Origin of the sequence: Marinobacterium rhizophilum DSM 18822 (genome assembly GCF_000378045.1) — a bacterium.
GTDB lineage: Bacteria > Pseudomonadota > Gammaproteobacteria > Pseudomonadales > Balneatricaceae > Marinobacterium_A > Marinobacterium_A rhizophilum.
The window spans coordinates 217,875-243,946 of record NZ_KB899091.1; the positions used below are offsets into that span (position 1 = coordinate 217,875).

At 59.5% G+C, this 26,072-nt stretch carries 5 protein-coding genes; all 5 read right to left on the reverse strand.

The genetic code is table 11. The features are described 5' to 3' along the window. Positions 1-18 precede the first annotated feature (18 nt). The 5 genes from F451_RS0104525 to F451_RS0104550 all read right to left on the reverse strand — a co-directional run bounded on the left by F451_RS0104525 (position 19) and on the right by F451_RS0104550 (position 26,042). Positions 19-20,985 carry a DUF4347 domain-containing protein gene (locus tag F451_RS0104525; protein ID WP_020680160.1) on the reverse strand — a complete coding sequence of 6,989 codons (20,967 nt, stop codon included), beginning with the start codon at positions 20,983-20,985 and terminating at the stop codon, positions 19-21. Positions 20,986-21,055: 70 nt separating this feature from the next. Continuing rightward, the gene (locus F451_RS0104530; RefSeq protein WP_240476435.1) at positions 21,056-22,429 is read right to left on the reverse strand and encodes a TolC family outer membrane protein; all 1,374 of its coding nucleotides are present in this window, start codon (positions 22,427-22,429) and stop codon (positions 21,056-21,058) included. A 649-nt stretch (positions 22,430-23,078) separates the two neighbouring features. Beyond that, a complete protein-coding gene (locus F451_RS0104535; RefSeq protein ID WP_026291502.1) occupies positions 23,079-23,471 on the reverse strand; it encodes a hypothetical protein in 393 nt (130 codons plus the stop codon). 339 nt (positions 23,472-23,810) lie between these two features. Further along, on the reverse strand, positions 23,811-24,881 hold the full coding sequence (locus F451_RS0104545) for an aldose epimerase family protein (protein ID WP_083928340.1): 1,071 nt from the start codon (positions 24,879-24,881) through the stop codon (positions 23,811-23,813). Positions 24,882-25,175: 294 nt separating this feature from the next. Beyond that, complete coding sequence (locus tag F451_RS0104550; RefSeq protein ID WP_026291503.1) at positions 25,176-26,042, reverse strand: SMP-30/gluconolactonase/LRE family protein; 867 nt, start codon at positions 26,040-26,042, stop codon at positions 25,176-25,178. Positions 26,043-26,072 lie beyond the last annotated feature (30 nt).

Consider the following 26,072-nt stretch of genomic DNA (forward strand, 5'->3'; position numbering starts at 1 on the left):
TTCCTTTCCTTAATTTAATCAGTGTGTACGGATATTCCTGGCCGCCTGTTCCCAGTCAGTACTGGCAACCGTCTTAACATCATCGTTGCCCACAAAGCACTGCTTTGCTTCATCCCAGTGCATGACATGACGCTGTTTGTGACGCAAAGAATCAAAACTGCGCTGAGCGAGTTTCACAGTACCAGATCGCTCACCGGTTGCCAGCTTCCAGCCGGCCAAACCGGCAATGGTTGCCGCCGCCAAAGCCGAATCAGCGTTCGATTCGTCGCCAGCGCCCAGTTCAGCGACGCTCTGGTGTTCATCCGCCTGCGCCAGCACGGTATCATCGGACTCGGTTGCCTGCAGGGTTGCAGCACCAGCCGAGGCATGCACCTGGGCCGCTGCAATCCCGGCGTCGCTCTCAGTCGGGAGTTCCGGCCCCTGCTGAACAGCCGATTGATGCCCCTGGCTTCTATTCAGTGCCTCTTCTGCCTGGCCGTGATTCAGCGCGGCCGATGATGGCAGCTCATCCGGCAGGTTCAGCTCAGAGAGCAGATAGGCGGCCTTGTCTGCCCGGGCTTCATCGGCATCCTGTGCCTCGGCATCCTTTACCTTGACACTGCGTTTGGAGGCCGGCTGCGCTGCACTGTCGGCCGCGGGCTGGTCATCGCTGACAAAGGAGTCCAAAGACGCATTAAATCCATGCAGCAGGCCCGACCCTGGCACTTCACGCACCCCGGCGGCCAGGGTTTCATCCATCAGCGATGCACCACGACCGCCGGTCGTATGCGCATAGCCCAGTACATGGCCTATTTCATGACTCAGTACCGTCAGCAGATCCATGTGGGCGAACGCATCCGTCTGGGCCCAGGCCTGCAAGCTTCCGTCCGCCATGGCCCGGAATTCCTCATCGGCGCCGGCGGTGGGGTCGACAAACCAGCCCCAGCCTGCGGCATTGCTATCGAGGTAGATGGTGGTGCCTTCCACCTGTGCAAGCACGGCACCGTCCAGGCTGACAACCTCGACCTGGAGTGCATCCAGCAGCTCAAGGCTGTCCGACCCGATCAGACCGGACAGGGCCCAGCGGTGTTTCGCCTCGGCAAAAATCTGCTCGGCAGCCTCGCGGGTAACGGCGGCCTGGTCGTTTGTATCCGCCGTAACCGGGGCTGCCTTGCTGGCCTCAAGATTGCTGGTCGCATTCGAGCCATTGGTTTTCACCTTATCGCCCGACGTTTTATCTTTAACACCGGACTGCGGATCGGCCGGGCCGCCCGTCTGATCGCCCCAGTCCGCATCTTTCTGGGTCACGAGCCCCAGCTCGCCATCCGGTTCGCCGTTGCGTGCGGGGTCACTATTGGTGTCCGCGGCACGCGTCGGATCGGCGCCGTCACTGGCGGAAAGGGCATACAGGAACTCCGGTAGCGAGGGCTGCAACTGGCGGCTGACCGTGCCCAGACCAAAGGGATTGAAAGGCACCAGGTAGGTATTGAACTCACCGCTCCAGTCGATCAGGCGATCGGCCTCGGCATTACCGATCATGATGTCGCGCCCCGCCCCACCGAAGGCCAGATCGGCATAGTCGGCATCCGGTGTGTTATTGAGCCCGCCATTGGTACTGAGATCGTCATCAACGTTCAGCAGGTCATCGCCGTAGCCGCCGTACAGGTTGTCATTCCCGCTGCCGCCGACCAGCCAGTCATTGCCAAGGTCGCCGAAAATCACATCATCGCCATCCGCCTCACTCGCATCGAAGTTGAGGAAGAACTCCTTGCCGCTACCGTCCTTGGACAGGGCGCCTGCGTCGGTCAGCAGTATCTTGCGCAGCGGATCGTTCTCATCGTAGAGCGCAAACTCGCCGGCCGGACGGCTGGCATCGTAACGAAGGGAAGAGACATCGTAGGGGTTGTAGTGCAGCACATTGCCGGGGTTAAACGGACGATCAAAATCGATGCGCACCACGCCACCATCCGGATTGCCATCAGCATTCGAAGTCTGGCCATAAGCTTCCCCTGCCATCGCCTCGGCGCCGGAAATGGCATCATCACCGGCACCGCCGTGCAATGCATCATTGCCCAGCCCGCCAAAGATGATGTCATCGGCATACTGCGCGGCAAACAGCGGATCCTGCACCTGGCTCGGATCCACATTGAACGGCGTCAGGTTCACCGACTTCTTCAACCTGTCGGTAACATTGATGGTGGCCGTCTGGGAGTCGCCCGAGGTGGCGATGTCCTGCTGCCTGACCGCCGTGGTCAGCCCGTAGAGCGTCTCGGTAAACCCGTTGCGCGAGCTGTAGATGCGGCCATCATCGCCCAGCACGCCGTCATCGCCGGTGCCGCCGGAAATCCAGTCATTACCCCAGCCGCCGATAATGTCATCGTCCTGGCCATCGCCGAACAGCACATCGTTGCCGGTCATGCCATAGACAAAGTCATCACCCGACTCGCCGTGGATCTCGTCACCGGCGCCATGATCACCCGTCAGTGCGGCAGGAACATAGTCAGGACCGCCCGGCGTGTAATCCAGCAGCTGCGCGGCGCGCACTACTATTTTGTTCAGCGTACCGCTGCCGGCATTGTAATTGTCGTAGTTGAAGTTCAGGTACTGGCCAGCATTGGGCGCGCCATTGGTACCGACGATGCGGTAGATATTGCCGTTATCACCCAGGATCATGTCGGCATCGCGCGCATGGCCACTGTCACCGGTATCGCCTGCATCATTGCGACCAATATCGGTGCCGGCACCGCCGAAGATCAGGTCGGCGCCGTCGGCACGCTGCACTTCAAGATCAAGACCGAACAGGCTGGAGTTGCCGCCGATGATGTCATCCTGGCCCAGGTTGCCGAAGATCACGTCGTCTTCGCCGCCACCCTCGATATAGTCGTCGCCATCAGTACTCGCTTCAGAAGAAGCAACCACAACCAGGTCTTCTGCCGGATTACGGCTGGCACTGACTACTTCCGTGCCATCAATCGAACCGTCGCCCTGGATCGTGTCGTTACCGCGCTGACCGAAGATCGTGTCGTTACCGGCACCCCCTGCGATGTAGTCATTACCGAACAGGTCATCCAGGCCGTCGCCAACAGTGATGCTCCAGTTGCTCCAGGCAGGACTGTCCGCCTCAGGACCGCTGAATTGCGTTGAACCGACCTGCACCTCAGCATCATCACTATTGGCATCTTCGCTGTACAAGACCTCGCCTGTGAGTGCGCGGAACCGGGGGCTGCTGCTCTCACCGCCCGTGCGGCTCGTAAGCTCCGCCTGGTCGCCAAAAATCAGGTCGCGGCCGCTGTTGCCGTCGATGCTATCGTTGCCCACGCCACCGAGAAGGATATCGTCACCTTCGTTGCCCCGCATGATGTCGTTGCCGCCATCAGCGTTGGACGCATCCGTGCTGCTGATGGACGCCACCCGGAAATCGTATTTGCCGTTGTCGCCGATGCCGATATCGTTACCCGTGCCCAGCGTCAGGGTGTCCGCACCCTGGCCACCGAACACAATGTCGTTGCCGCCCTGCGTGCTGATATCGTCATTGCCGCCAAAGGCCGCGTCCGTGCTCACCATGCTGTCGATAACGCCGGCGCTCCACAGAATCTCGCCGTTATCACCGAGGATAAAGTCGGTGCTGTTGCCGGTGTCGATGTCATCACCACCGACGCCGCCGATCACCACGTTGATATCAGTGCTGCTGGCGCCGCCCAGGGTCAGGGTATCGCCATCTCCTGCGGTACTGGTGCTCTTCGCCGTCTGCAGGATGTTGCTGGCATCGAAGTCGAACTCGCCTTCATCGCCGATCACGTAGCGAGTGCCGGCGCTCAGCAAGGGCGTGGTGACCGTATCGGCACCGATGCCGGCGATGACGACCTTGTCACCCGCGCCCAGGGTAATGGTGTCGTTGCCGCCACCGGTCTGGGTCAGGTCGCTTTGCATGTTGCTGAGTTGCTCGGCGCCGACCGCGCCGGTGAAGGTCATGCTGCCGTTGTCGCCCAGCACCTGGTCGGTACTGGTGGCCGTATTGACGGTGATAATGTCACCGTCGCTGCCGCCGATGATCTGGTTCGATGCCCCCAACAGGGTGATGGTGTCAACCCCGCCATGGGCATCAGACGTGCTTTGCATGCTGCGCAGCGCGCCGGCCTGAGTCGCGTCGTAGTCGATAGACCCGTTGTCACCGATCACGCGATGAGTTCCGTCACCCGCATCCAGGGTATCGTTGCCAACACCGGCAATCACGGTCTTGGCGCCATCGCCCAGGTCGATATCGTCATTGCCGCCAAAGGCTTCGTCAGTGCTCGCCATGCTGTCGATAACGCCGGCGCTCCACAGAATCTCGCCGTTGTCACCGAGGATAAAGTCGGTGCCATTGCCGGTGTCGATATCATCACCGCCGCTGCCGCCGATGACCGTGTTATTGGTGCCGCTCAGAATTATATGGTCGGTGTCACCTTCGAATGCGAAACGACTGGAGGCGGCCAGAGTCATGCCCGCCAGGTAGGTAATCAGCGCATGGTCACCCACGACCAGACTGTTGCCATCGTCATCGGTAATGGTATCCACACCAGCACCCCCCATCAGGGTGTCATTGCCGCTGCCGCCGGTCAGGGTATCGCCGTTTCCTGAGCTGGCGCCGGTCAGGGTCGACAGCAGTGCGCTGATGGTTCCATCGCGCAAATACTGATACTGGTATTCCTTGCCATACACATCCTTGGCATCGACGGTCGCGTAATCCACCGTGACCGACCCCATACCCGCTACCTGCAGGGTAATGCTGCCCAGATCCCCCAGGACCAGGTCATTGCCTGCGTCACCGCTGATGGTATCCGCGCCCAAACCACCCAGTATCAGGTCGTTACCCTCGTTACCCGACAGGGTATCGTCATGCCCGGATCCGAAGATGACATCATCACCCTCGTTGCCTTCGATGGTGACCTGAAAGCCGGCCTTGGAGGCATCGATAACATCATCGCCCAGCTCACCCTTGATGGTCAGGGTGGTGCTGATATCGGCACGGCTGGTCGTACTGGTGACGGTGATATCGTCATCGCCTTCACCGCCGCGCACCAGGGTCGCGGCCTCGGCAATCACACCATCAACATGGATATCATCGCCATCCTTGCCCGCCTGCAGGAAGACGCCCTGCCCGTAGGCACCACGGTAATGGATACTGCCAGCAGCAATCCCTGTGACCGAGGTATAACCGCTACGCTCGCTGTTGGTCATGATGATGCTGTCGGCCGTGGCATCATTGATATCGTTGATGTACAGCCTGTTGCTGCCGGTGCCGGCATCTATTATGAGGTGCGAGACAATCCCTTCGGTGGTGTCGTTTTCATCCGATACCGTGATCTCGTCATCGCCTGCACCGGTGTTGACGAAGACTTCTGCGCTGGCCTGACCCAGGGTATCCAGTACCTGCACATCATCGGCACCGTCGCCCAAATTCAGGGTCAGGCGCTCGACATCGTCGTAACCCACATGTATCAAGACACCGTCGCCAGTCATGCCAGCCACCGACGTCACGGCGGTGTAATCGCGCTGCTGGGTCTGGAAGATAACCGAGCTGCTGGTACTGGTGCGGCTGCCATCGCTGCTCTGGCTGACAAACCCGGTCAGGTTAAGTGGGTCCTGCTCGGCATTCTCGTCAATAATGCGGTAAGTGTCGTTGAAACTGATGATTTCGGAGATCAGGCTGCTGTCATCGGCAAAGCCCTCGATATCCTGCTCTGGCCCGCGTGCCTTGATAATTTCAACGGCCAGGCCACTGATTTCCTTCAATACCAGGTACTGGGCGTTGAGTGCTGCCTTCTGCGCCTCGTAAGTGCTGCCAAGCTCCGCGATCAGGGCTTCAAAGCTCTGCTCCTGGTCACTGTACGCCTCACGTAGCGCCAGCAGCGCGCCTGTCTGGCTCTCGCTGCCATCATAGTAGGCCTCGGCCAGCGCCACCTGGGCCTCAAGGTTCTCAACCAGGGCCTTCTGCTGTACATAGCGGTAATCAACGGTGTAATCCAGATGCACCGTGCGGGTGAACCACCAGTAGTTGAGGTCGAAGGTGTACTGCTCAGAGAGGCTCTTCTCAAGGCTGGTGAACTGGGTACGGGCGGTCTCCAGCGCCGCGACCAGCAGCTGATACTGCTGATCATTCAGCGCCGCCAGGGTCACGACATCATTGGCATCGCGCGTCAGCGATGCAGCCATGGCCTCGTAGCGCGCCTCGGACTGCAGATAGGCAATGTACTGCGGATTGTTGGCCACAAACTGCTGTACCGCCGCCTGGTTCGCCAGGTAGTCGGTACGGAAAGTCTCGAAATCAAAGCCCGACTCCAGCGCATCGACAAAGGCGCTAAAGCGCTCGGCGGCACGATCCAGAATCTTTATTTCGCGCAGTACATCGGTCACGCCATCGGGCAGGTCCACCATGTCCGGCTGGGCGGCACTGTAGATCAGGAAGCTGTCGATCAGCTCAGAGGCCGTAGCGTAGGCCTGGCGCGCCTGGGTATAGTTGGCGCTCTTGAACAGGGTTTCGAAATCATCGTAACCCGCTGCCGCTGCGGCCGCATTCAGGATGGCGGCGAAGTCGGCGCCATCAAGATCGGTGTGCAACTGGTTGATGCCGGCCAGAACGTCGATCAGGCCATTGCTGGTATTGGCCGCCAGGGCGTTGTAGACCGGCGCCAGTACCATCTGTTCGTCGGCGGCAAAGCCGTTGTCGTCTTCATAAGGATTGAACTCTTCCAGCAGCGTATCGAGATCGGCACTGATGCTGGCCAGTGTCGTCCGGCTGTAGTCATCGCTGGACAGCGCCGTGCTGACCTGGGCGATCAGGGCATCGAGCTTGTCATCATAGATATCGGCGAAGCTGTTACTACGCGCCAGATCGAGCTGCTGCAATTGCGCAATCACGCTGACGCTCTGCTTGGCCAGTACCGAAGCCGACAGATCCAGGTTGACCGCATCCACCGAGGCGATCAGCTCGTCGTACAGCGTCTTGCCGCCGGCCAGCGGGTCGTAAATGTTGAAGCCGCGGATATCCGTATTGTTCTGGTAGTCACTGTAGAAACCGTTCAGGTCACTGTTGGTGATGTAAACACCGTTGTAGCTGCGCGCCTTCAGCAGCTCTGCGTAGATGTCCTGGCTGCCGAGATAATCATTCACCAGGGTATCGTACAGCTGGGCCAGGGCACGGACGTTATTGTCGTTGGCCTGGTGCACACTGGTGGACACAAGTTCCAGCTTGAAGGTCACATCCAGCCAGCCATCATCCTCGGTGGCGGTGAAGACGGTCTGGCGATTCTGATTCAGGGCACCGTTGATCAGGTCGTAGATATCACTCTGGCCATCGGCATTTTCCAGCAACTGCTGCAGGGCGCTGCGGTTGCCGCTGGCATCCAGAGTGATGTTTTGGGCGTTGCCATCGTCGTCCTCGATGCTGACCTTGCTGCCAAAGTTGCGCAGCCAGTCTTCGGCGGTGTTAAAGCCGCTTTGCAGGCCCATGACTGACGAATAGGCCTGGATATCGTCGAAGGTGATGCCGAGAATTTCGTAGGAATAGGTGACGCTGAACTGAGCCTTGAGTCCGAGTGCCGACATCCGATCGAGCAACGCATCGTCGATAGCGTTCGATTCGTAGTAGCGCGCACGGGTATAGAGCTTGACCTGGTTCTCCAGCAGTTGCTGGTCGTTCAGGCGCAGCGTATCGGCGGCATCCTCCACCGAGGTTTCCAGTTCATCCTTGCTCTTGTTCAGAACGTCCAGCAGCTGGGCCAGGGTCTCTTCGGACATTTCGTCCAGGGCCGTGTCAATATCCCCTTCGCTAACCGCAAAGGCATCATTGGCATAGGCTTCAGACGCCGTCTTGAGCTCTGCTTCCAGCAGCGCATTTTCGGCATCGGTAATGCCTTGCAGGCTGATGGCGCTGGTGATGCGGCTCAGCTGTTCAAAACCGGTGCTGTGCTCCAGCAGGTTCTTATCGACGGTCACGTCGGCATCGCTGCTGTCATCGGCCCGATCGACTTCAATGGTATCGGTACCGGCATCACCAAACAGATAGAGCGATTCACCGATCTGATCCAGAGTACCGTTCTTGCCAACGGTAATTTCATCGTCGCCGTCATTGCCGTGCACCGTGGTGACCGCCACGGTCTGCTCGACGAAAATACGGTCGGTATGGATACCGCCCTGCACCTGCAGCCGGCCGGTAAACAGGCTGTTGTCGATATGCAGCTCAGACCCTTCCTCGCCGCCGGTTGTATCGGTCAGGTTGAGGGTGACCTCGTCCATGCCGGTAAAGTGCAGCGCCGTGTCGGCATCCACACCGTGCAGGATATCCATGGCGTCAGTACGAATGCTTTCGATACTGCTGATAGCGCCGGCAGCAAACTGCACCCGCAGCGGTGCGGTGGTTTTCAGCGTCAGGGCCGTCAGGTCCTGGTAGACGATGCGCGTTCCCTCCAGGTCATAGACCACGGTTTCCTTGTGCTGCGCCTCAAAGGCCACCGCGACACCGTCCTTGGTGATGCCATTGAGCTGGTACAGGGTTTCACCCACGCGGGTCGGGTCCGGGTGCGCGACGATGGTGGTGTCCAGTACCAGGCCGAAGTCGGCGGCAAACTGCTCCAGCTGGGTACGGGCATAACTGATGCTGCCATCGGCGTTGAGGGTGTTCTGAATGTTGAAATAGCTCAGGCCACCCGGAATCAGCAGTTCACTCTGGCTGCCCGAGGCGATGTTGTTCAGCAGCCCGGTATCGTAGTAGCGGTCCTGGAAACGGATGTAATCCCCCGCCGCACTGGCCAGCAGATCCTGCGCAATGGCACCGGTAGTGGCATCGCCAAGCACAGTGTCGACGAAATCGGTGTCCGTGCTGGCCAGCGTGAACGCGCTGTAGTCGAACACCACTTCCTTGCGCTCCAGCTCGGTATTGGCGAAGCGGATACGGTTGTTACCGCCCTGGTTGTTGACCACCACCCGGTCGTTAACGCCTTCGCCGCCGTCGATCAGCACCGGCGACAAAAAGGCATCGATGTCGGTGGACTCAGGCAGGGTGACCTGCAGGGTTACCGCCGGGTTCTCAACCTGGAAGCCGACGATGCGGCCGGTTTCATCGATCTGGTAGAACGGCATGCCGCTGACGGTATCAACGGACAGGAAGTTACCCAGCGCGTCCTGCTCCACCTCGTAGCCCTCCACCGCGGCATAGAACTGGTCGCGGTTTTTCGGATAACTGAGGTTGATGATCTGTTCCGGGCCACCAATCTGTACCAGGTCGCTGCCGGACCCGGTCTTGATCACCATGTCGCCGATCAGGCCCATGTCCACGCCGTACAGGTAGACGGTATCGTCACCGCCGCCGGTCAGCAGCTGCAGCCGTTCGATATTCAGCAGTTTCTGCAGTTTGACGCCGGCACCGTAAATGCGCTGTACGTTCTCGCCGGTCACCGGATCCTGCTCGACGAAGACATAGAAGGTATCGCTGAGCACCGTGCCGACCAGGGCGACACTGTCAAAACCCGCCCCGCCGTTAATGGAGATGTTGGCGTTTTCGACATAGACCAGGGTATCGACATCCACTTCGCGCGTGTCCGCCGCCGGGTCCTGGGATACACCGCTGATCGAGGATACGCCGGAATCCAGGTCCAGCAGCTCGCCGTCGTCGTCCAGCGTTAGCAGGGCCTTGATAAAGAAGGTGTCGTCACCGTTGTCGCCAAAGAGGCCGATATCGGCAACGTTGTGGTTCACCTCGAAGTAATCGTCATCTTCGCCGCCGAAGAAGTTGGAGTCATTGACGTTGGCGCCATCGGTGATCTCCAGCACGATGGTGACTTCCTGCCCTTCCACCAGCACGGTGTCGGTTTTCAGCACCGAGCCGATGTAGAACTGGTCGTCACCGGCATCGCCGTAGACATCGATCTGGGATTCGGTGCTGTCGGAAATGAACTTGTCGTCATCAGCGCCGCCGTACACCGTCACCTGTTCAACCGAGTGGTAGTTGACCACCTGATAGTCGGCGCCTTCGGACAACCTGGCCTCGCGCACATTCATCAGCGCGTCTTCGTCGTCCAGGTCCACCTTGGAAAAGTTGTCGCTGGCATCAAAATGGGCGATCACCAGGCCATCGCCGTAGTCGCCGTAGGCACTCCAGCGGTCATCGGTGAAGCGCTTGTCGACATCCTCGTCACGCTTGTAGACGGTATCCAGCTGAATGGTGTCCTGGCCGGCGCTGCCCCGGTAGATCAGCGAATCCATACCGGACGTGCCACCGGAATCGGCGATATCGAGAAACTGGCGCCCGCTGGCCAGCTGGGCCAGCTCCAGCGTGTAACTGTCGCCGCCCTTGCCGCCATCCAGCAGGCCGCCACCGGACCAGCTGGTCAGCTCGAAGTGGTTGGCGCTGTCGAAACCGCTGAGTTCGGCATTTTCAAACAGGTTCGTGAAGGTTTCGGTCTCGTTGCCAAACTGCCCCGAGAGACGCGGCGTATCGGAGTCATCAATCACCAGCCGGGTATCGCTGAGAATGAAGTCGGCATCGCGGCTTTCCACCAGCACGTCGACATCACCGTCGATATTGGCATCGGAGTCACTGTCGATCTGCTCGTAGAACCGGTCGATACCCGCGCCGCCGGTCAGGCGGTCGGAGCCCGAGCCGCCGATGATGACATCGGAAACACTGGCCAGGTTCGTGCCGATGATGCGGTCATCGTCGGCGCCGCCATCGATGACGATCTGGGACACCAGCGCCTGGGTCACACCCAGCGCATCGACGGTGTCGTTACCGCCCAGCGTATTCAGGCGGGTATCGTCGTTGAGCTCGAGATCGTAGACATCGACAATGACATGACTGGTGGGGTTGCCGGCGATATCCGTGCCGCCGTCGAGGTGTTCGTAGCGCATGGCGCTCTGGGCGCTGCCATCGACGCCAACGGACTCCACCGTGCTGACCAGGTAGTCATCGGCGCCGCCGGTGCCCTCTACCCGGACGCTGTCGATGGCGTTGTCGTCCGCGATCTGCAGTATCTTGAAGTCCAGCGTCTGGGCGGTATCCACCAGGTCGCCGTCGCTGTTGCGCTCCTTGACGAAACGGCTTTCCACCGCCAGCGAACGCTGGGTGCCGGTGCTGAGCTTGACGCTGGCCACGCTGGTCGTCACCAGGCTGCCGATCAGGATATCGTCGGCGCCCATGCCGGTATCCATGCTGAGGATCTCAATGCCGCTGCCGCTGAGCGTTATCGCCGCTGCGCCGCCATGCTGCCAGCTGATATGGGCATCGCCGCTGCTGGCCGAGACCGCCACCGTATCCGATGCGCCATCGTCGACGATGTAATTGCTGGTATCGGCCTTATAGAACTCTTCAGGGTTGACGTTATAGCCGACCATGAAGATTTCGTCACTGCCCTCACCGCCGTCAAAATTGTCGGCGCCATCGCCGATTTCCCAGCTCAGCGTATCGTCGCCGCTGCCGCCAAGCACGATGTCGGCCCCGGCACCGGCAATGATCTGGTCGGCATCGGCGCCGGCATCAATGGTATCGATGCCGGCGCCGCTGTTGATAACATCGTCACCCGAACCTGCCAGAATGCGGTCGTTGCCAGCGCCGGTGAGTATCTGGTCGCTGCCGGCACCGGCATCGATATAGTTGGCAAATCCATTGGCCAGGCCGCTGGTGCCAAGCGCGGTCCCCGTGGCCCAGATGAAGTCGTCACCCGTACCGCTGCCGTCCTCGTTGTCGCCAAAGATCACATCGGCGCCATCCATGGCATTGATATTGTCGTTGTCGTCACCGCCGACGATCAGGTCAGCCATGGCTGTACCGATCAGCGTATCGTTGCCCGCCTCGCCATAAATTCTGCGGCTCTTGTCACTGTTGCTGCTGCCGGTGAGGGTGATCAGGTCGTCGCCACCGCCACCATGAATCAGCAGATCCGCATTAATCAATGTATCGATTTCGTATATGTCGTTGTTATCCGTACCAGCCGCATACACGGAGGTGACCAGGCTGGGATCAAACACCTGGGTATGGCCGTTACCGGTGACGATAATGCGGGATACCTTGTTGTCGATGCCATCACTTGGAGTGACATCGATATCATCCAGGTAGACCGTATAGTCCTCAGCCAATGCCGGGTTCCTGCTGCCGTTGGCATCCCGGTAGGCCAGGGTGAGCACACCGTTCTCCAGCGTGGCAACCGTGGGGTCCGGCAGGTCCGGACAGATCCACTCGAAGCGTGCCAGGGTCACTTCGACAAAGCGCTTGCTGGCTTCGAACAGCGTGATCTTGGAGCCAAACACCTTGACCCCCACCCACAGGTAGCCTTCAAGGAAGGCCTTGATTGTGCCTTCCATGTCGAACAGGCACAGCGGGTTCTCCTGCAGGATGCTGGAGACTTCCTCGAAGCGGATCTTGCCATCGTAAACGGCCTCGATACCGGTATTGCCGCCGGTACCGAAATTGGGCAGATCGTGCAGGTTCAGGCCAATCTCGGCTTCAACCCCGCCCAGCACACCGGCTTCCACCAGCCCGCCGATCCCCAACGCGGCGCCGGCCGCGAAGGTGACCTTGAGCGTCACCTCGGCGACATCATCACCCTCGACCAGCTGGCCGGTTTCGGTCACGGACCAGTCGGCGATAAAGAAACCGTCGAAGATATCGCCCAGGTGGCTGACTGAGGCGGCAAAGTCATAGTCGCTGGCTTCAAAGGCATTGAACCAGCTGCGAATACCGGTGGTATCGAAGCCGAAGTAGAAATCGCTGTAGGCCTGCAGCTCGCCCTTGATGACCGCATTGAGGCCGGTAAAGATCGGGAACGACTGCTCGTACAGAACCGAGAAGTCGATGTCCGGCGTGTCGTAGATGAAAAGATCGACGTCCTTGCCCAGCAACAGTCCGACCGCCGTCATGGGGTCGTACAGTATCGGGAACATGATGGAGCCAGGGCTTGTGCCCAGGTTCGCCACCAGGTTTTTCTGGTTGGTCGATGCATTGGGGTCGTTGGCCACGGTATCGGTGGCGGATTGTCCCCCGGACTGATTCAGATCGGAGTTGGATATTGCGGTGCTGTCCGAGGTCACCAGGCTTGCGCCCAGCGCGAAGGTGCCGAAGTTGACCTCAATGGAGCCACCGTCGCGCGCCGCATCGGCCGCCAGCGTGATGAAGTCCGACACTTCCAGCAGCGCCGTCACGGTGGTGCGCAGTAGATCGCCGGTACCCGACGCCCTGGTATTCATCGCCAGCACGGCGATATCCAGCAGGTTGATCTTGTCGACGCCCAGGTCGATGTCGGTGGTCAGGATATCGATCACCCGACGCAATTCGGAATCCTGGCCCAGGAACGGATCCAGCTCCAGTGCGATAGGGCCGATAAAGCCACTGAACAGATCACCCACATCCAGCGTCACGTCTTCCAGCACCACTTCCGGCGGAGCCAGGAAGTCGGCGCTGAAGCTGCTGCCACTTTCCCAGGTGATATCCGCCAGCTGCTGATCGTAGTGCACCGTGGTGAAGGCATTGGGCAGTGCGATATCGGCGCCAAAATCCATTTCCAGGGTGGCGAAGAGATCGACATTGGCCTCGGCAGAGATCTGCGCTGCCATGGTCAGCGCCTCGCCGAAGCGCCAGCGGTCCGCCGTGGCCCTGAGGTCCATGGCGATCTTGCCGCGCAGGCCGCTGTTGCCGTCGTCATCGTCGACTTCACTCAGGCGCATCTGCAGGAAGCCCAGGGTCCCCAGCAGGCTGGCGCCATCACTGAGGGAGGCATCCAGCGTCAGGCCCAGCTCTTCGCCGGCCTCGGTCACACCCGCGGTATCGAGGAAGAAACCGCTGCTGTCCAGGCCAAAGCCAAGCCCGAAAAAGTAATCCAGGCTCACTTCGATTGTATCGGTGGGGCCCGTTTTCAGGCCCAGGCCCGGCGCTGACAGGTCGAAGTTGATTGGCACCGTAAGGAAACGCTTGATGATCGCGCCCGTGTCCGGGTCCGTCCTCTCGACATAGTCCGCCAGGCCCTCGAATACGCTGCCAGCCAGCAGCACATTGAAGGTCAGCTCGCCTTCGGCTGTGAGCACCAGACCGATGTCGTCGGCCGTTTCGACATCACCGTAGATCAGGTTGCCCAGCTCGTTGTAGAGAGGCTCACCGTTGCCGTCGGTTAGAGCCACCTGCAGATAGTCGCCCAGCGCATTGAACAGTGCATCGCGGATCAGGCTGATGACATCATCGCCATTGGCGGCGGCATCCATCAGCTCCTTGCCCAAACCGTCGACGTAGTCTCCGCTGGATTTGTCGCCCAGCAAACTGTCGCGCAACTGGTCCACAAAGGCACCGGACTGATCCAGCACATCGCCGATCAGCGGCAGGCCAAGACGGCCGAGTTCGCCGGCCATGACGTTCTTGATACCTGCAAACATGCCCTCCAGACCGGCCAAAATGGTGGCCGGATCATTCAGGAAGGCGATCAGGCTGAAGCCTGCAAAGTTCGGCGCGATGACCTCAGGCGTCGACAGGCCGGACAGGTCGAAATCAAAGCCGGCATGCAGCACATTGTCGGCATAGCCGTCGCCGTTGAGATCGAGCTCGGAGCCGCCCATCGGCAGGCTGCCGGTACCCAGGTACATGGGCAGGTCCAGGCTGGCTTCACCGCCGGCCTCGAAGCTGAGGTCGCCGGCATTGAAGCTGCTGAGCTGGTAGCGGCCATTAGCCACCTGGGGCAGGGAAATGGCGGCCACGGCCTCGATAATGGCGCTGCCGTTTTCGATCCAGAAACCGATGGCCGGCAGGCTGTCGCTGATGCTCAGGGACGCTTCGACATCAATGTCGTCGGCACCTGCCCGCACTGCAAGCGACACCTGGGTATCGTCGCCGATAAAGGCATAGTCCTGGATATTCAGGCTGCCGGGCCCGCCGTTGCCGATAACCGCCTGGGCGTAGTCCTTGGCGGCAAAGTCCAGACCCAGTGAAATATCCAGATCCGCATCCACCAGCAGGGTGCCATCCGCCGCCATGGTGATGCCCAGTGCCGCCGGGTCAAAGCCATCCGGCAGGTTCAGGAAATTCGCCAGGTCAGCCAGGTCGAAATCAAAACCCAGCTCCAGATCCGGCAGGCCCAGGGCCGCGAACAGGTCACCCAGGTTCAGGTCGAAGTCGAAGTCGATGCCCAGGTCAAAACCGTCGTAGCTGAAGTCAAAGCTCGGCAGCGACCAGTCCGGCCAGAGGTCCGGCAGCAGGTCGGAGAGCCGTGCATTGAGCCAGTCTTCCAGCCCCTGCAGACCGAGAGAAACATCGAAGAACTCCAGCGATGGCACCAGGCCAGAGAGGAAGTCCTGCAGCCCCAGATCAAACCCGGGAATGTTCCCGAAAATATCATCCAGCGACAGGTTCAGCCCCGGAATATTAAGGCTGAAGTCGAAGTTGTCCACCAGATAGTTGAGGCCGCCGCGCATCATATCGAACAGCTGATCCAGGCTGATCGAGCCCAGATCGAACAGTTCGGAAAGATCCGGCAGGCTCCAGTCCAGGTTGCTGAACAGCGATGTCAGCTCGGCCAGACTGGGGAATTCCCCCAGGGCCGGCGTGGTTAGGCTGATGGTAGGCAAGTCCGGAACATCCAGCCCCAGCCCCGCGACATCCACCACCACCGGCAATTCGGCGGTGATGCCCAAATCCTTGCCGGCCTGCAGACTGAACAGGCTGTCGAAGCTGTTGTTGGTGACGGTGTCCAGCAGAATCTGTTCGCCAAGATCCCCTTCTGCGCCCACCGTGAGGTCGATATTCAGCGCCAGCAGTCCCTTGGCATCATCAACGCCGGGGCCGCCGATGGAGGCCGCAATCACGCCGAAATCGAGCCCGGCGTAGATCTGATCGTCAAACAGCGAGACCGCGAAGTTCAACCCCGGGTTCGACACATGGAAGCCAAGGTCGGCAGCAGGGTCCGCAGGATCTGCGGGCAATACCCCAAAGGCATAATTGAAGGTCAGGGTGGTGGTGACATTGGGGCTCAGATCGACACTGAGCCCCGGGATCAGGCTCAGGCTATCGCCCAGATTCAGATCCAGCGGCTGGGTACGGGTGAACAGCTCAAGACTGCTGCCAAACTCCAGCAGGCGGGTATTTTCGGTGATGCTGAACAAGGCGCCATCGGCATCGGTCAGGGCCAGCAACGCATCGGTGTTTGAATCCGTTTTATCCGCCGCATCCGGCTCCGTGGTGCTGCCCCAGAACAGGGTTTTGAGCGCATCGATCTGCGCCTGTATCCGCAGCGCCAGCTGATCGGCAATATTGACCGCCACGCCGCTGTCATCCACCAGCAGGCCGGACAGGTTCTCGCCCACCAGCGGCAGCTGCAGATCCAGCAGGCTGCTGAACTCGGAATATCCACTGGAAAGCCCCGTGGCAACCGCCTTGAGCGCCTCCAGACCGCGGATCATCTCGTCCTGCACGGCGACCGTCAGGGTGACGTTGGCCTGCTCAAGCGTATCGGTCTCTTTGACGCCGGCGAAATTTTCAACATTGAGATCAGCCGTCAGGGTACTGACGCCATCGGTGACGGTCACGTTACGCGTCAGCGCCGTGGCCAGGTCAACCTCTGTACCATCGCCACGGCCGTTGTTGAACGTCAGCGCTTCGCTCACGCCGGAGAAATCGAGTACGTCTGTACCTTCCACGAGATTCTCGACGATGCTGTCGAGCCCCCAGTCGGAATCAAAGGCATAGGTATCATCGCCCTCTCCGCCTTCGAGGCTGTCGTCGCCCGCACCGCCATTGAGGATGTTGGCGCCGGCATCGCCGATCAGGGTGTCGTTGCCTGCACCGCCGGTGAGGTTTTCGATGGCACCCAGCACCGCCACGGTCATCACCGTATTGGCGGCATCGGTATGGGTGACGATGTTGTTGCCCAGGTCCATGACCAGATCGAAGTCGGACTGGTCGAAGTTGACGAAACTGATGGTGTCGTTGCCATCGCCGCCCTGGATATCGTGGTTGCGCGCCGCCGTGCCATCCAGTTCGCCCCAGATGCCGACATAGAAATTGTTGTCCTCGGCATCCCCGATGAGCTGATCGGCACCACCGCTGAAGGAGCCGAAAATGTGCTGGAAATCACTGATACCGGCCAGGCCCGTGGCGGTACCGGCCGCCAGATCCACCGTCACCGACGACTTGTAGCCGCCGCTGATATCGCTGCCGCTGAAGTAATCCAGGGTATTGCTGCCCTCGCCCGCTTCCAGGCTGACGGTGGAGTCCACCCCATCCTTGATGATGACGGTATCGTCACCGCTGCCGGTCTTGAGGGTCCAGGTATCGGTGCCGCTGCCGGCCTGATCGATATTGATCCGGTTGCTGAGCAGCGAATTCAGCGCCACCTTGACCGCCACATCGGTACCGCTGGTGGCATCGGTGAAGGTGATTTGCAGGTCCTTGCTGATGTCGGACAGGTCCAGCGTATTGGCGCCGTCGCTGTCGCTGATGGTATCGGTCTGGGTGGGTGTCAGGCTCAGGTCCAGCGAGGCCCACTTGGCTTCGACGCCGTAGGTATCGTCACCGCCCTCGCCCTGCAGACTGTCGCTGCCCTTGCCACCGATCAGCATGTCGTTCTGGGCGCCACCTTTGAGGGTATCGTCGCCGGCACCGCCTTCCAGTACGTTGACCTCGGCATCGCCGGTCAGCTCATCGCCAAAGGCACTGCCGACCAGGTCATTGATATTGCTCAGGGTCCCCGTGATCAGCGCGGTATCCTGGGTGGCATCCAGCGGATCGACCGTCGCCCTGGCGGTACCTGCTGCCAGATCGACCTTCACGCCATAACTGCTGCCGCCATCATAGTCGGAGAAGTCCAGCGTCGCGGTACCTGCGCCGGAGAAGCCCGTGAGGCTGCCACCGAGCACCGCCGCGCCTTCAAAGCGGTACTGGTTATCGCCCAGGCCGCCGATCAGGTTTTCAACCCCGCGGGCCGTGACGGTGTAGACCTTGCCGCCAACGGCGGTAGTTACGGTAACCACCGTAACGCCGTTGTCATCGCTGATCACGAACTGCAGATCGCTGGTCAGGGCGGAAAAATCCAGGGTACCGTCGCTAGATGCCGTGTCATCCAGCAGGATATTGGTACTGCGACCATGACCCCAGTCATCGTTGAACAGGTAGGTGTTGCTGCCGCTGCCACCGAGCAGGCTTTCGATTTCGGGCAGGCTGCTGGCGGCCACGGCCAGGGTGTTGGCCGTGGCGCTGTCGTCGGTCACGTTAAGTGAGCCATCGCTATTAAACGTAAGGGTCAAATCGGCGCTGACCGCCGCTATCGCATCGATCTGCGGCAGTGTCCCCGTGGCCGCCTGCAGATCCATACCGGCAAAGCTGATGGTATCGCTGCCACCATTGGCCAGCTCGGTCACGGCCGTGTCCTGACCCCAGCTGCCGCTGAACAGGTAAGTATCGTCGCCCGTGCCACCGTCAAAACTGTCATTGCCGCCGCCGCCCACCAGGGTGTCGTCACCCTGGTCCCCGGCCAGCACATCGCTACCGGCGCCGCCGAAAAGCACATCGTCGCCGCGATCACCGGACAAACTCTGGCCGCTGTCGGCCGCCGTCAGCAGATCCTGCTTTGCACTGCCGACAACCTCATCAATGTTGCTGAGCGTACCGCCCACGCCCGGCACCGGGGTGGCGCCGCTGGACAGGTCAACCACCATGGTCAGGCCGAACTGGCTGTAATCCAGAATGCCGGTACCGCTGCCACCGTCCAGGTTGCCGCTGATGGAGCCGCCCTCGGCGAAGCGGAAGGTGTTGCTACCCTGACCGCCGATCAGGTTATCGACATTGCTCAGCGTGACGCGATGGCCGCCGCTGCGGCTGTCCGTATCGGACACCAGTACGGTGCCATTGGCCTTGATGGTGAAGAAAAGATCTGTGGTGACTGCACTGAAATCGACCGACACCGAGGCACCGGCTGTCGCCTCGATAAACAGCTTGTTCGCCCAGGCATTCTTGAAATTGAAGGTATTGGTGCCACTGCCGGCAATGATGCGCTCAATATACTTGGCGCCGCTGAGGGTACTGCCACCGGCTGCCGCGGTAAGCCCGGTGACGGCCAGGTCGTTGACGGTAAAGGTCAGCGCCGCTGCCACGCCGCTGAAGTCCAGCGTATCGTTGCCCCCGGCACTGAGCTCAGTGACCGTGGTGCCAGTCCAGTTGGCGGCGTCACTGAACTCATAAAGATCATCACCGGTGCCACCGATGAGCGTATCGCCACCCGCGCTCGCCACCAGGGTGTCATTGCCCGCGCCGCCTTCCAGCGTGTCGGTATCTGCGCCACCGTCCAGATGGTCGTCGCCGGCATCGCCTTTGAGGGCATCGGCGCCACCGGCGCCCTGCAGCGTATCGTCACCCTTGCCGCCGGACAGGTCATCCGCCGCCGTATGGCCCTTGAGGAGGTCGTCGGAATTGCCGCCAATCACCTTCTGGATGTTCAGCACCTTGCCCACGGCAAAGCCGTCGATGGCCGTGGCCCGCGCACTGTCGGCGGCGGTGCCGACACTGAAATCGACCGCCACGGAGCCGGTATAGCTCTTGTCGAAGATCAGCCCTGCATCAGGGTCGGTATACCTGAGGGTGTTGGTGCCGGCGCCGCCATCGAGATAGCCATTCAGCACGGCACCTTTTTGCACGATAAAGGTATCGTTGCCTGTGCCGCCCTTGATGTTCTCAACCTGGGTGGCGGTGATCTTGTTGGCCGTACCGCCACTGGAATAGGTCACCACAACCACATTGTCTTTCTTGATGGTGAAGGTCAGATCCACTGTCAGCGCGGACAGGTCGAGGGTATCGGTGCCCTCGTTTTTCAGTTCTTTGACCGTGACAACACCAAAGCTGTTGGTCGTGAATACATAGGCATCATTGCCTTTGAGGCCAGCGATGGTTCCGGTCGGATTGGTCAGGGTATCGTTAGTGTCGGTGGGAGTGGTCGCCAGCACACCCAGCATCGCGGCACTGCTGAGACTTTGGGCTTCAACCTGCCCGACGGTCCGCTCCAGGTCCCAGTCCGCACCCGGCAGGTTGCCGGTGTCGTCGGTTGACGCCGCCACATCCGCACCGGTCAGGCTGGCCAGCGTTTCGACAAACTCAAGCCCCAGCTCACCCTCGGCCACATCGCAGCCGTACAGCAGAATGTCACCATCCTCGGATAGCGCACTGCCCCAGCGCTTGAGCTGCTGCTGACTGTTTTTCAGCTGCTGCGTACTCAGCTTGCTACTGCCCAGGAACAGGGCACCGGCAGAGCCATGGCTGAGCAGGTGAATGGCGGCGACATTTTCGAAATAATCGAGCAGGCTGCTGATCTGTTCAACGCCATCACGTTCGGCGTCCAGCACAAAGACCTTGATGTCACGATCGGCGTTGACCAGCAACTGCTGCGACAGGGTGGCCCCAACCAGGGCGTCCGCCATATCCGCTGTCGCCGGTTCGGCCGTGGCATCCGCAACGACAGCTCCGAAGAGGTCCAGCGGACGGGCCTGCAGGGTTTCAAGCGTGGAGGCCAGCTCTGCCTCCGGTGTATTGAACAGCTCGTTGATGACCGATTCCAGCTGGGGGACGCTGGCATCGAGAATCACCACCTGGGAGGCCATCATGCGCTCAACCAGGTAAAGCTCATCAGGCGTCAGCGAGGGGCCCGGTTCTGCCTGCACCTCGTCGGCGGGCACCTCTTCGACGGAAACAACGTCCTCGGGCGCCGTCTCGGCGATCTCGCCATCTGCCGCTGCTTGCGGCGTCGCCGAAAAGCTGTCCGCCAGCCGCGTCAGGCTGGCATCAACGGCAATGGTTTCGGGCTCGAACTCGCTGCTGTCAAAACCTGCCAGCTGCAGCTCGGACTCGATTACCGAGCTGTCGGTGACCGTATCCGGCTGTTGCAGATCCGTGGCGGAAATGCCCAGGTCCGCCGACAGAAGCACTCTGTTTTCCAGCGCCTCAAACTGCAGGTTCTGTTTTTTCTTGCCGGCCTTTCGTGCCTTTTTGCCCTGGTAAAAAATCTTGTTCATAGCAACGCCCCCGCGTTATTCATCCTTGCTATGTCTTTACCGAAACTGCGGGCAAAAACACCGAGTAAGTTCAGCTTTGCAGCCAGTCGTTGACCAGATTAAGGTCATCCTGTGTCAGTACACCCACCAGCGCCTTGAGGCGCAGGCTGTTGAGCAGGTAATCATATTTTGCCCGGGCCAGGTCGCGCTTGGCCGAGTAAAGGTCGCGCTCGGCATCCAGTACGCTGATGGCCGTTTCCAGGCGGGATTTGTAGGCGGCACGGCGCAGGTCCAGCGTGGCCTGTTGCGCGGCCACCGCCTTGTTCAGCGCCTGGGTGCGCTTCACCGCGTTCATGACACCCCAGTAGGCATCGCGGGACTGGCGGCGCGACTCGCGCAGCAGCCGTGTCAGCTCCTGTTCGGAACTCTGGTAACGCGCCTGCGCCTCGCGCGTCTTGGAACTGACGGCACCACCGGCATAGAGCGGCACGCTCAGGCGCAGCATCAGTTCCTCGGTTTCGACTTCGCTGCCGCCGCCAAAGAGCGTGCCCCCGGTATCGCGGTTGTTCTTGCGCAGCACCGCATCCAGGGTCGGGTAGTGACCGGCGTTCTGGCGGGAAATTTCGGTACGGGACACATTCACCACGTGACGTTGCACCACCAGGGCCGGATTGTTGCGCATGGCGGCCTCGATCCAGTACTGGTCGTCAGCCGGCTGCGGCGACTGCAGATCGATATCGTCCTGCAAGGTGGCAAGGGCCTGTGGATCACGGCCGGCCATTTCATACAACGCCTCGTAGGCATCGCGCAGCGCCACTTCGGCCACGGCATAGTCGGCATCCACCGACGCCATGCGGGCTTCGGCATCGTAGCGATCCACCGCGCGTCCGATCGACGCCAGTTCACGGCCGCGGGCCAGCTCCAGCTGCTTTGCAACGGCGTTGCGTTCGGCATCGAGGAAGCGAAGTTCATCGGCGGCGGACAAGGCGCCCAGGTAGGCTTCAGATACCCGCAGAATCAGGTCCTGCTCGGCCTGAATCAGTTCGGCATCGGCTTGCAGCAACTCTTCCTTGGCCTGACCGATACGTTTGTAGTTGGCCCAGCGGAAAATCGGCTGCGTTACGCTGAGGGTCCATGTATGGGTAGGAAAGGACGCGCCGCCCTGCGCGAAGGCCGCATTGTCGCTGCTCAGCACATCCTGGGAGGTATCGATGTAATCGTAATCGAGCGTGACCACGGGTCTGTACCCCGCCCAGGCCTGGGGAAGCACTTCGGCGCCGGCGGCATGATCATAGGTGGCGCTGCCCAGGCGCGGATCGGATTCCAGCGCCGACCGGTAAAGATCCAGCAGGTCTTCGGCCTGAACCGGGGATGCCACAACGCTCAACCACAGGGCGCCGATACTCAAGCACCCTCGGACCCACTGGTTGAGTGGCTTTATTTTTCTTTTATCGGAAGTATTCACGGGCCGTTATCCTGTTAATCCCTTGCACGGATTCAGCCTGAATACCGACAGCCTCTGTCCAATCCACCACAAAAGCGTGTCTGTCGCGCCATGGCACGACAGACGGTCGCTTAAATCGATCGGGAATAGAGGTCTGCACAACATTCCTTATCCGCAGCCCCACAGGGACTTGAATCTTTAAACAGGACAACAGCTGATCAAACACCCTGTTCTAATGCTCGGCACAGCGATGAAATAAACTGCACTCCGGCAATCGTTTCAGCGCCCTGAATTCAAACAACAAAGTACACCCGGTTCGGAAAGCCAGGAAACACCGACCGAACTAACGCCGGGGTTAACCTTGGCTGAACGGTTCTCTACCAAGGGCTCTAACCCTATATTTCTACCGCCCGGGAAGCAACGTTTTTTCACCGTTTCCAGTCACAAAAATGCCATAAGCAACGAAGGTTAGTTATTGAATTTTTTCAAGAAAAGTAACGAACATTAAGGCTGATAGCGTCTTACAGAGTCCGAACTCCTGCGCTAGATATTGATATATAAGGATTAATCCTTCACGACAATAAAACAGGCATCTAATATGCCATATTAATTTCAAACCGATACCACAAATCCGGTATTTCAGCGCCGTACCGGCAACGGAATACGCCTATCAAAAAAGCAGAGGCTGGTAAACAAATGTGCCGAAGAGGGGAAATAATGCTGTGCAAAGATCAGGTGCCGCAGCGAGATTGCTGACCGGCAATCTCGCTGCGGTATGGGGTGCTGAATTAACAGGTGGTGAAATCCGCCGGCAGAAGCTCCGGCGGGATATTTGGTAGCACACCGGTCGCAGGAAGCGACGTATGGACAGCGTTCCGACGGACGTCGCGCCGAAATTGGTGGACGCCGGATAAGGCCCGCCATGCACCATGGTGTCGGACACCTCCACCCCGGTGGGAAAGCCGTTGGCCAGCACCCGGCCAGCCTTGCGCTCAAGAATCGGCAGCAGGGCCTGCGCCTGTGCCGTATCGGCGCTGTCCAGCTGCAGCGTACAGGTTAGCAACCGGCCTCGATATGGCGTGCAAACAGGCGCAGCTGCCGGTACTGAGCGCCCTCTGCGGCGAAGACCTGAATTGGTGGTTCGGCGACGAACTCGAGGCGCAACTACGCGGCACGGCCCCTCCGATGGATATACCGAAAGACAAGCCGAAACGGCCACCATGCCGAAACCCTGAGCGCACGGCGGAAGCTCCTGGGAAGCACGCCCAAAACCGAACAACATCACCCGATATCCCGGATATTGATTCGCGTACAACCGCTTGGCTTGTAATGTACCGCGCGGGGCTGCAAACGAAGGAACTCCTTCAGTTTAATGCCCAACAGCTCACAAGCTGATCAAATATCAAACGCCTTTCAATGCTTCGACACGATAACTGAAACACTGTTTATAGGTGTCACCAGGCATCAGCAGAGTCGACGGAAAGGCCGGTTGATTCGGTGTGTCCGGAAAATGCTGGGGTTCCAGACAAAAGCCGGCGAAAGGGCCATAGTCTTTACCACCACGACCAGCCAGACTCTGCAGATATTGGCCCGTATAGAACTGCATACCCGGCTGCGTCGAAACCAACTGTAGCTGCAACCCCGTCGCCTCACAGAAAGCACTCGCCATTCTCAGATTTTCCGCGGAATTGTGACACTTGAAGACATAGCAGTGGTCGATTCCGCCGCGCAGTGCAAGGAGTGGATCAGAGGGTGCCAGCGCCTCCTCAAGGGATCTTGCCCGGCTGAAGTCCAGGGCTGTGTCATTGATCGGCACAATCGAGCCGGTTGGAATGCCAGAACGGTCTATCTCAACAACCTGGTTACTGGGAATTAAGAAGCGGTGGTCTTTGATGCTGTTGTCATCGCGGCCTGACAGATTGAAATAGAGATGACTGGTAATATTGACATGGGTGGCGCGATCAGAGGTGGCTAGCACTGTGAACGTCAGGCGGTTATCATTGTCCAGGCGTAGTGTCACACCGCAATCCAGCGTGCCTGGATAATGCTCATCGCCGTCCGCCGAGAGCAATCGTGCGGTTAGCGTAGCCCCCTCCTTATCGCTGTATATCCTTTCAATAGCCCAGATGCATTTATCAAAACCGCCTGGACCACCATGCAGATGGTGTTGGTCTTCATTCTTGGCCAGATTGAAGTCTTCATCCAATACCGGTAGCCGGGCATGGGCGATACGGTTGGCATAGCGTCCGATTGTGGCATTAACAAAAGCCGTCTGGTGCCTGAGAGTGGCAAAGTTCGGGAAGCCCAGTACCACGTTCACGGAGTTGCCTTCGCAATCCGGAACGATAAAATCGGTAAGGGTAAGGCCATAATTCAGCACACCGACGCGGACGCCGCGGTCATTGCTCAGCCAGTACTGCTGAATATCCCCCAATTGCGCATCACGGGCGTATAGTTGTCTTTCTATTATCATTATCGGGCTCTATAAGATCAGCATTGAGAATGAAACCAGGCATCAAACCGGCTAGTTATTAACCTGGTTGGCAAATAGGTTGCCCTACCTATTTTCCAGTTATATACAGGAAGTTCGGTATGCCGCGAACGCATGGATGCGTACGCGCGGTCACCCCAAATTTTTCACCCTAAACTAATGGGCGCAAGTGCGCATACATGCTGGATTCTCTTGGGTGAATAGATGGGGTCCGCATTGGCCTGCGGCCAATGATGAAACATCCCCGTTTCATGTATTAACCCGTCGGGTTAATAACTACAACAGAACTCTGTACTCTGCTTGTCCTTGTACGTTGGTATCTATGGCAAAGGTTTGACCTGCAGTAGGCAGCTGCTTCAAACGCTCCCCTGACAACCCCTCGGTGGCCGAGGTTGCATAAAGTCTGTCGAGTTTGATACCACCGAAGGCAGGACAGGAGATCTGCTCTGCCGGAAACGTAATGGCCGAGACAAAGGAGCCATCAGCATCGTAACAGGCGATACGTGAGGCGCCCCATTGGGCATTCCAAAGCCGTCCAACACTGTCCACGACAGCCCCGTCCGGATTTAACCCCTTCTTGCGGCAATCGAGAAAGACTTCCAGCTCTCCCGCTGGCCACCCGTTCCTGGATTCAAGCGTCTGGCGCCAGATGATCCGCCGTGCCGTATCGGCAAAATAACCGTAACGTCGATCTGGCGAGAAACAGATTGCATTGGAAATGGTAATAGGTGCAAAAAGCCGGCGCAACTCGCCCCGGTAGTAACGGTAGATGGCGCCTGCGTCGGGTTCCGCATTCCTGCCCATGGTGCCGATCCAGAAACCGCCCCAAGGGTCGGCGCGGCCATCATTCGAGCGGGTCACGGGATTGTCAGCTTCGAGCTTGCATACAGGCTGACGGTTTCCGCTCTGCAGATCGAATTGGAACAGGCCGGTTTCGCCGGCAATCAGCAGGCTATCGCCGTCGACCCAGCCCGCAGCCGAGACGTATTCATCGAAAGACCACTCTTGCTCTTCCCCGCTTTTGGGCCTGGTCAGCAACGTCTTGCCGATAATGTCGAACCAGAACAGCTGCTGCCGCTCAGGATGCCACAAGGGTCCCTCACCAAGAAGGCAGGACCTGTTATCAACTATGGTAACCGCCATTCTCAATCTACTCCTAAGACCAACAAAGAA

What these genes read in the sequence shown, in the direction of transcription:
- F451_RS0104525 (WP_020680160.1), bottom strand. Translation starts at nt 20,985, where the DNA reads ATGAACAAGATTTTTTACCAGGGCAAAAAGGCACGAAAGGCCGGCAAG.
- F451_RS0104545 (WP_083928340.1), bottom strand. Translation starts at nt 24,881, where the DNA reads ATGATAATAGAAAGACAACTATACGCCCGTGATGCGCAATTGGGGGAT.
- F451_RS0104550 (WP_026291503.1), bottom strand. Translation starts at nt 26,042, where the DNA reads ATGGCGGTTACCATAGTTGATAACAGGTCCTGCCTTCTTGGTGAGGGA.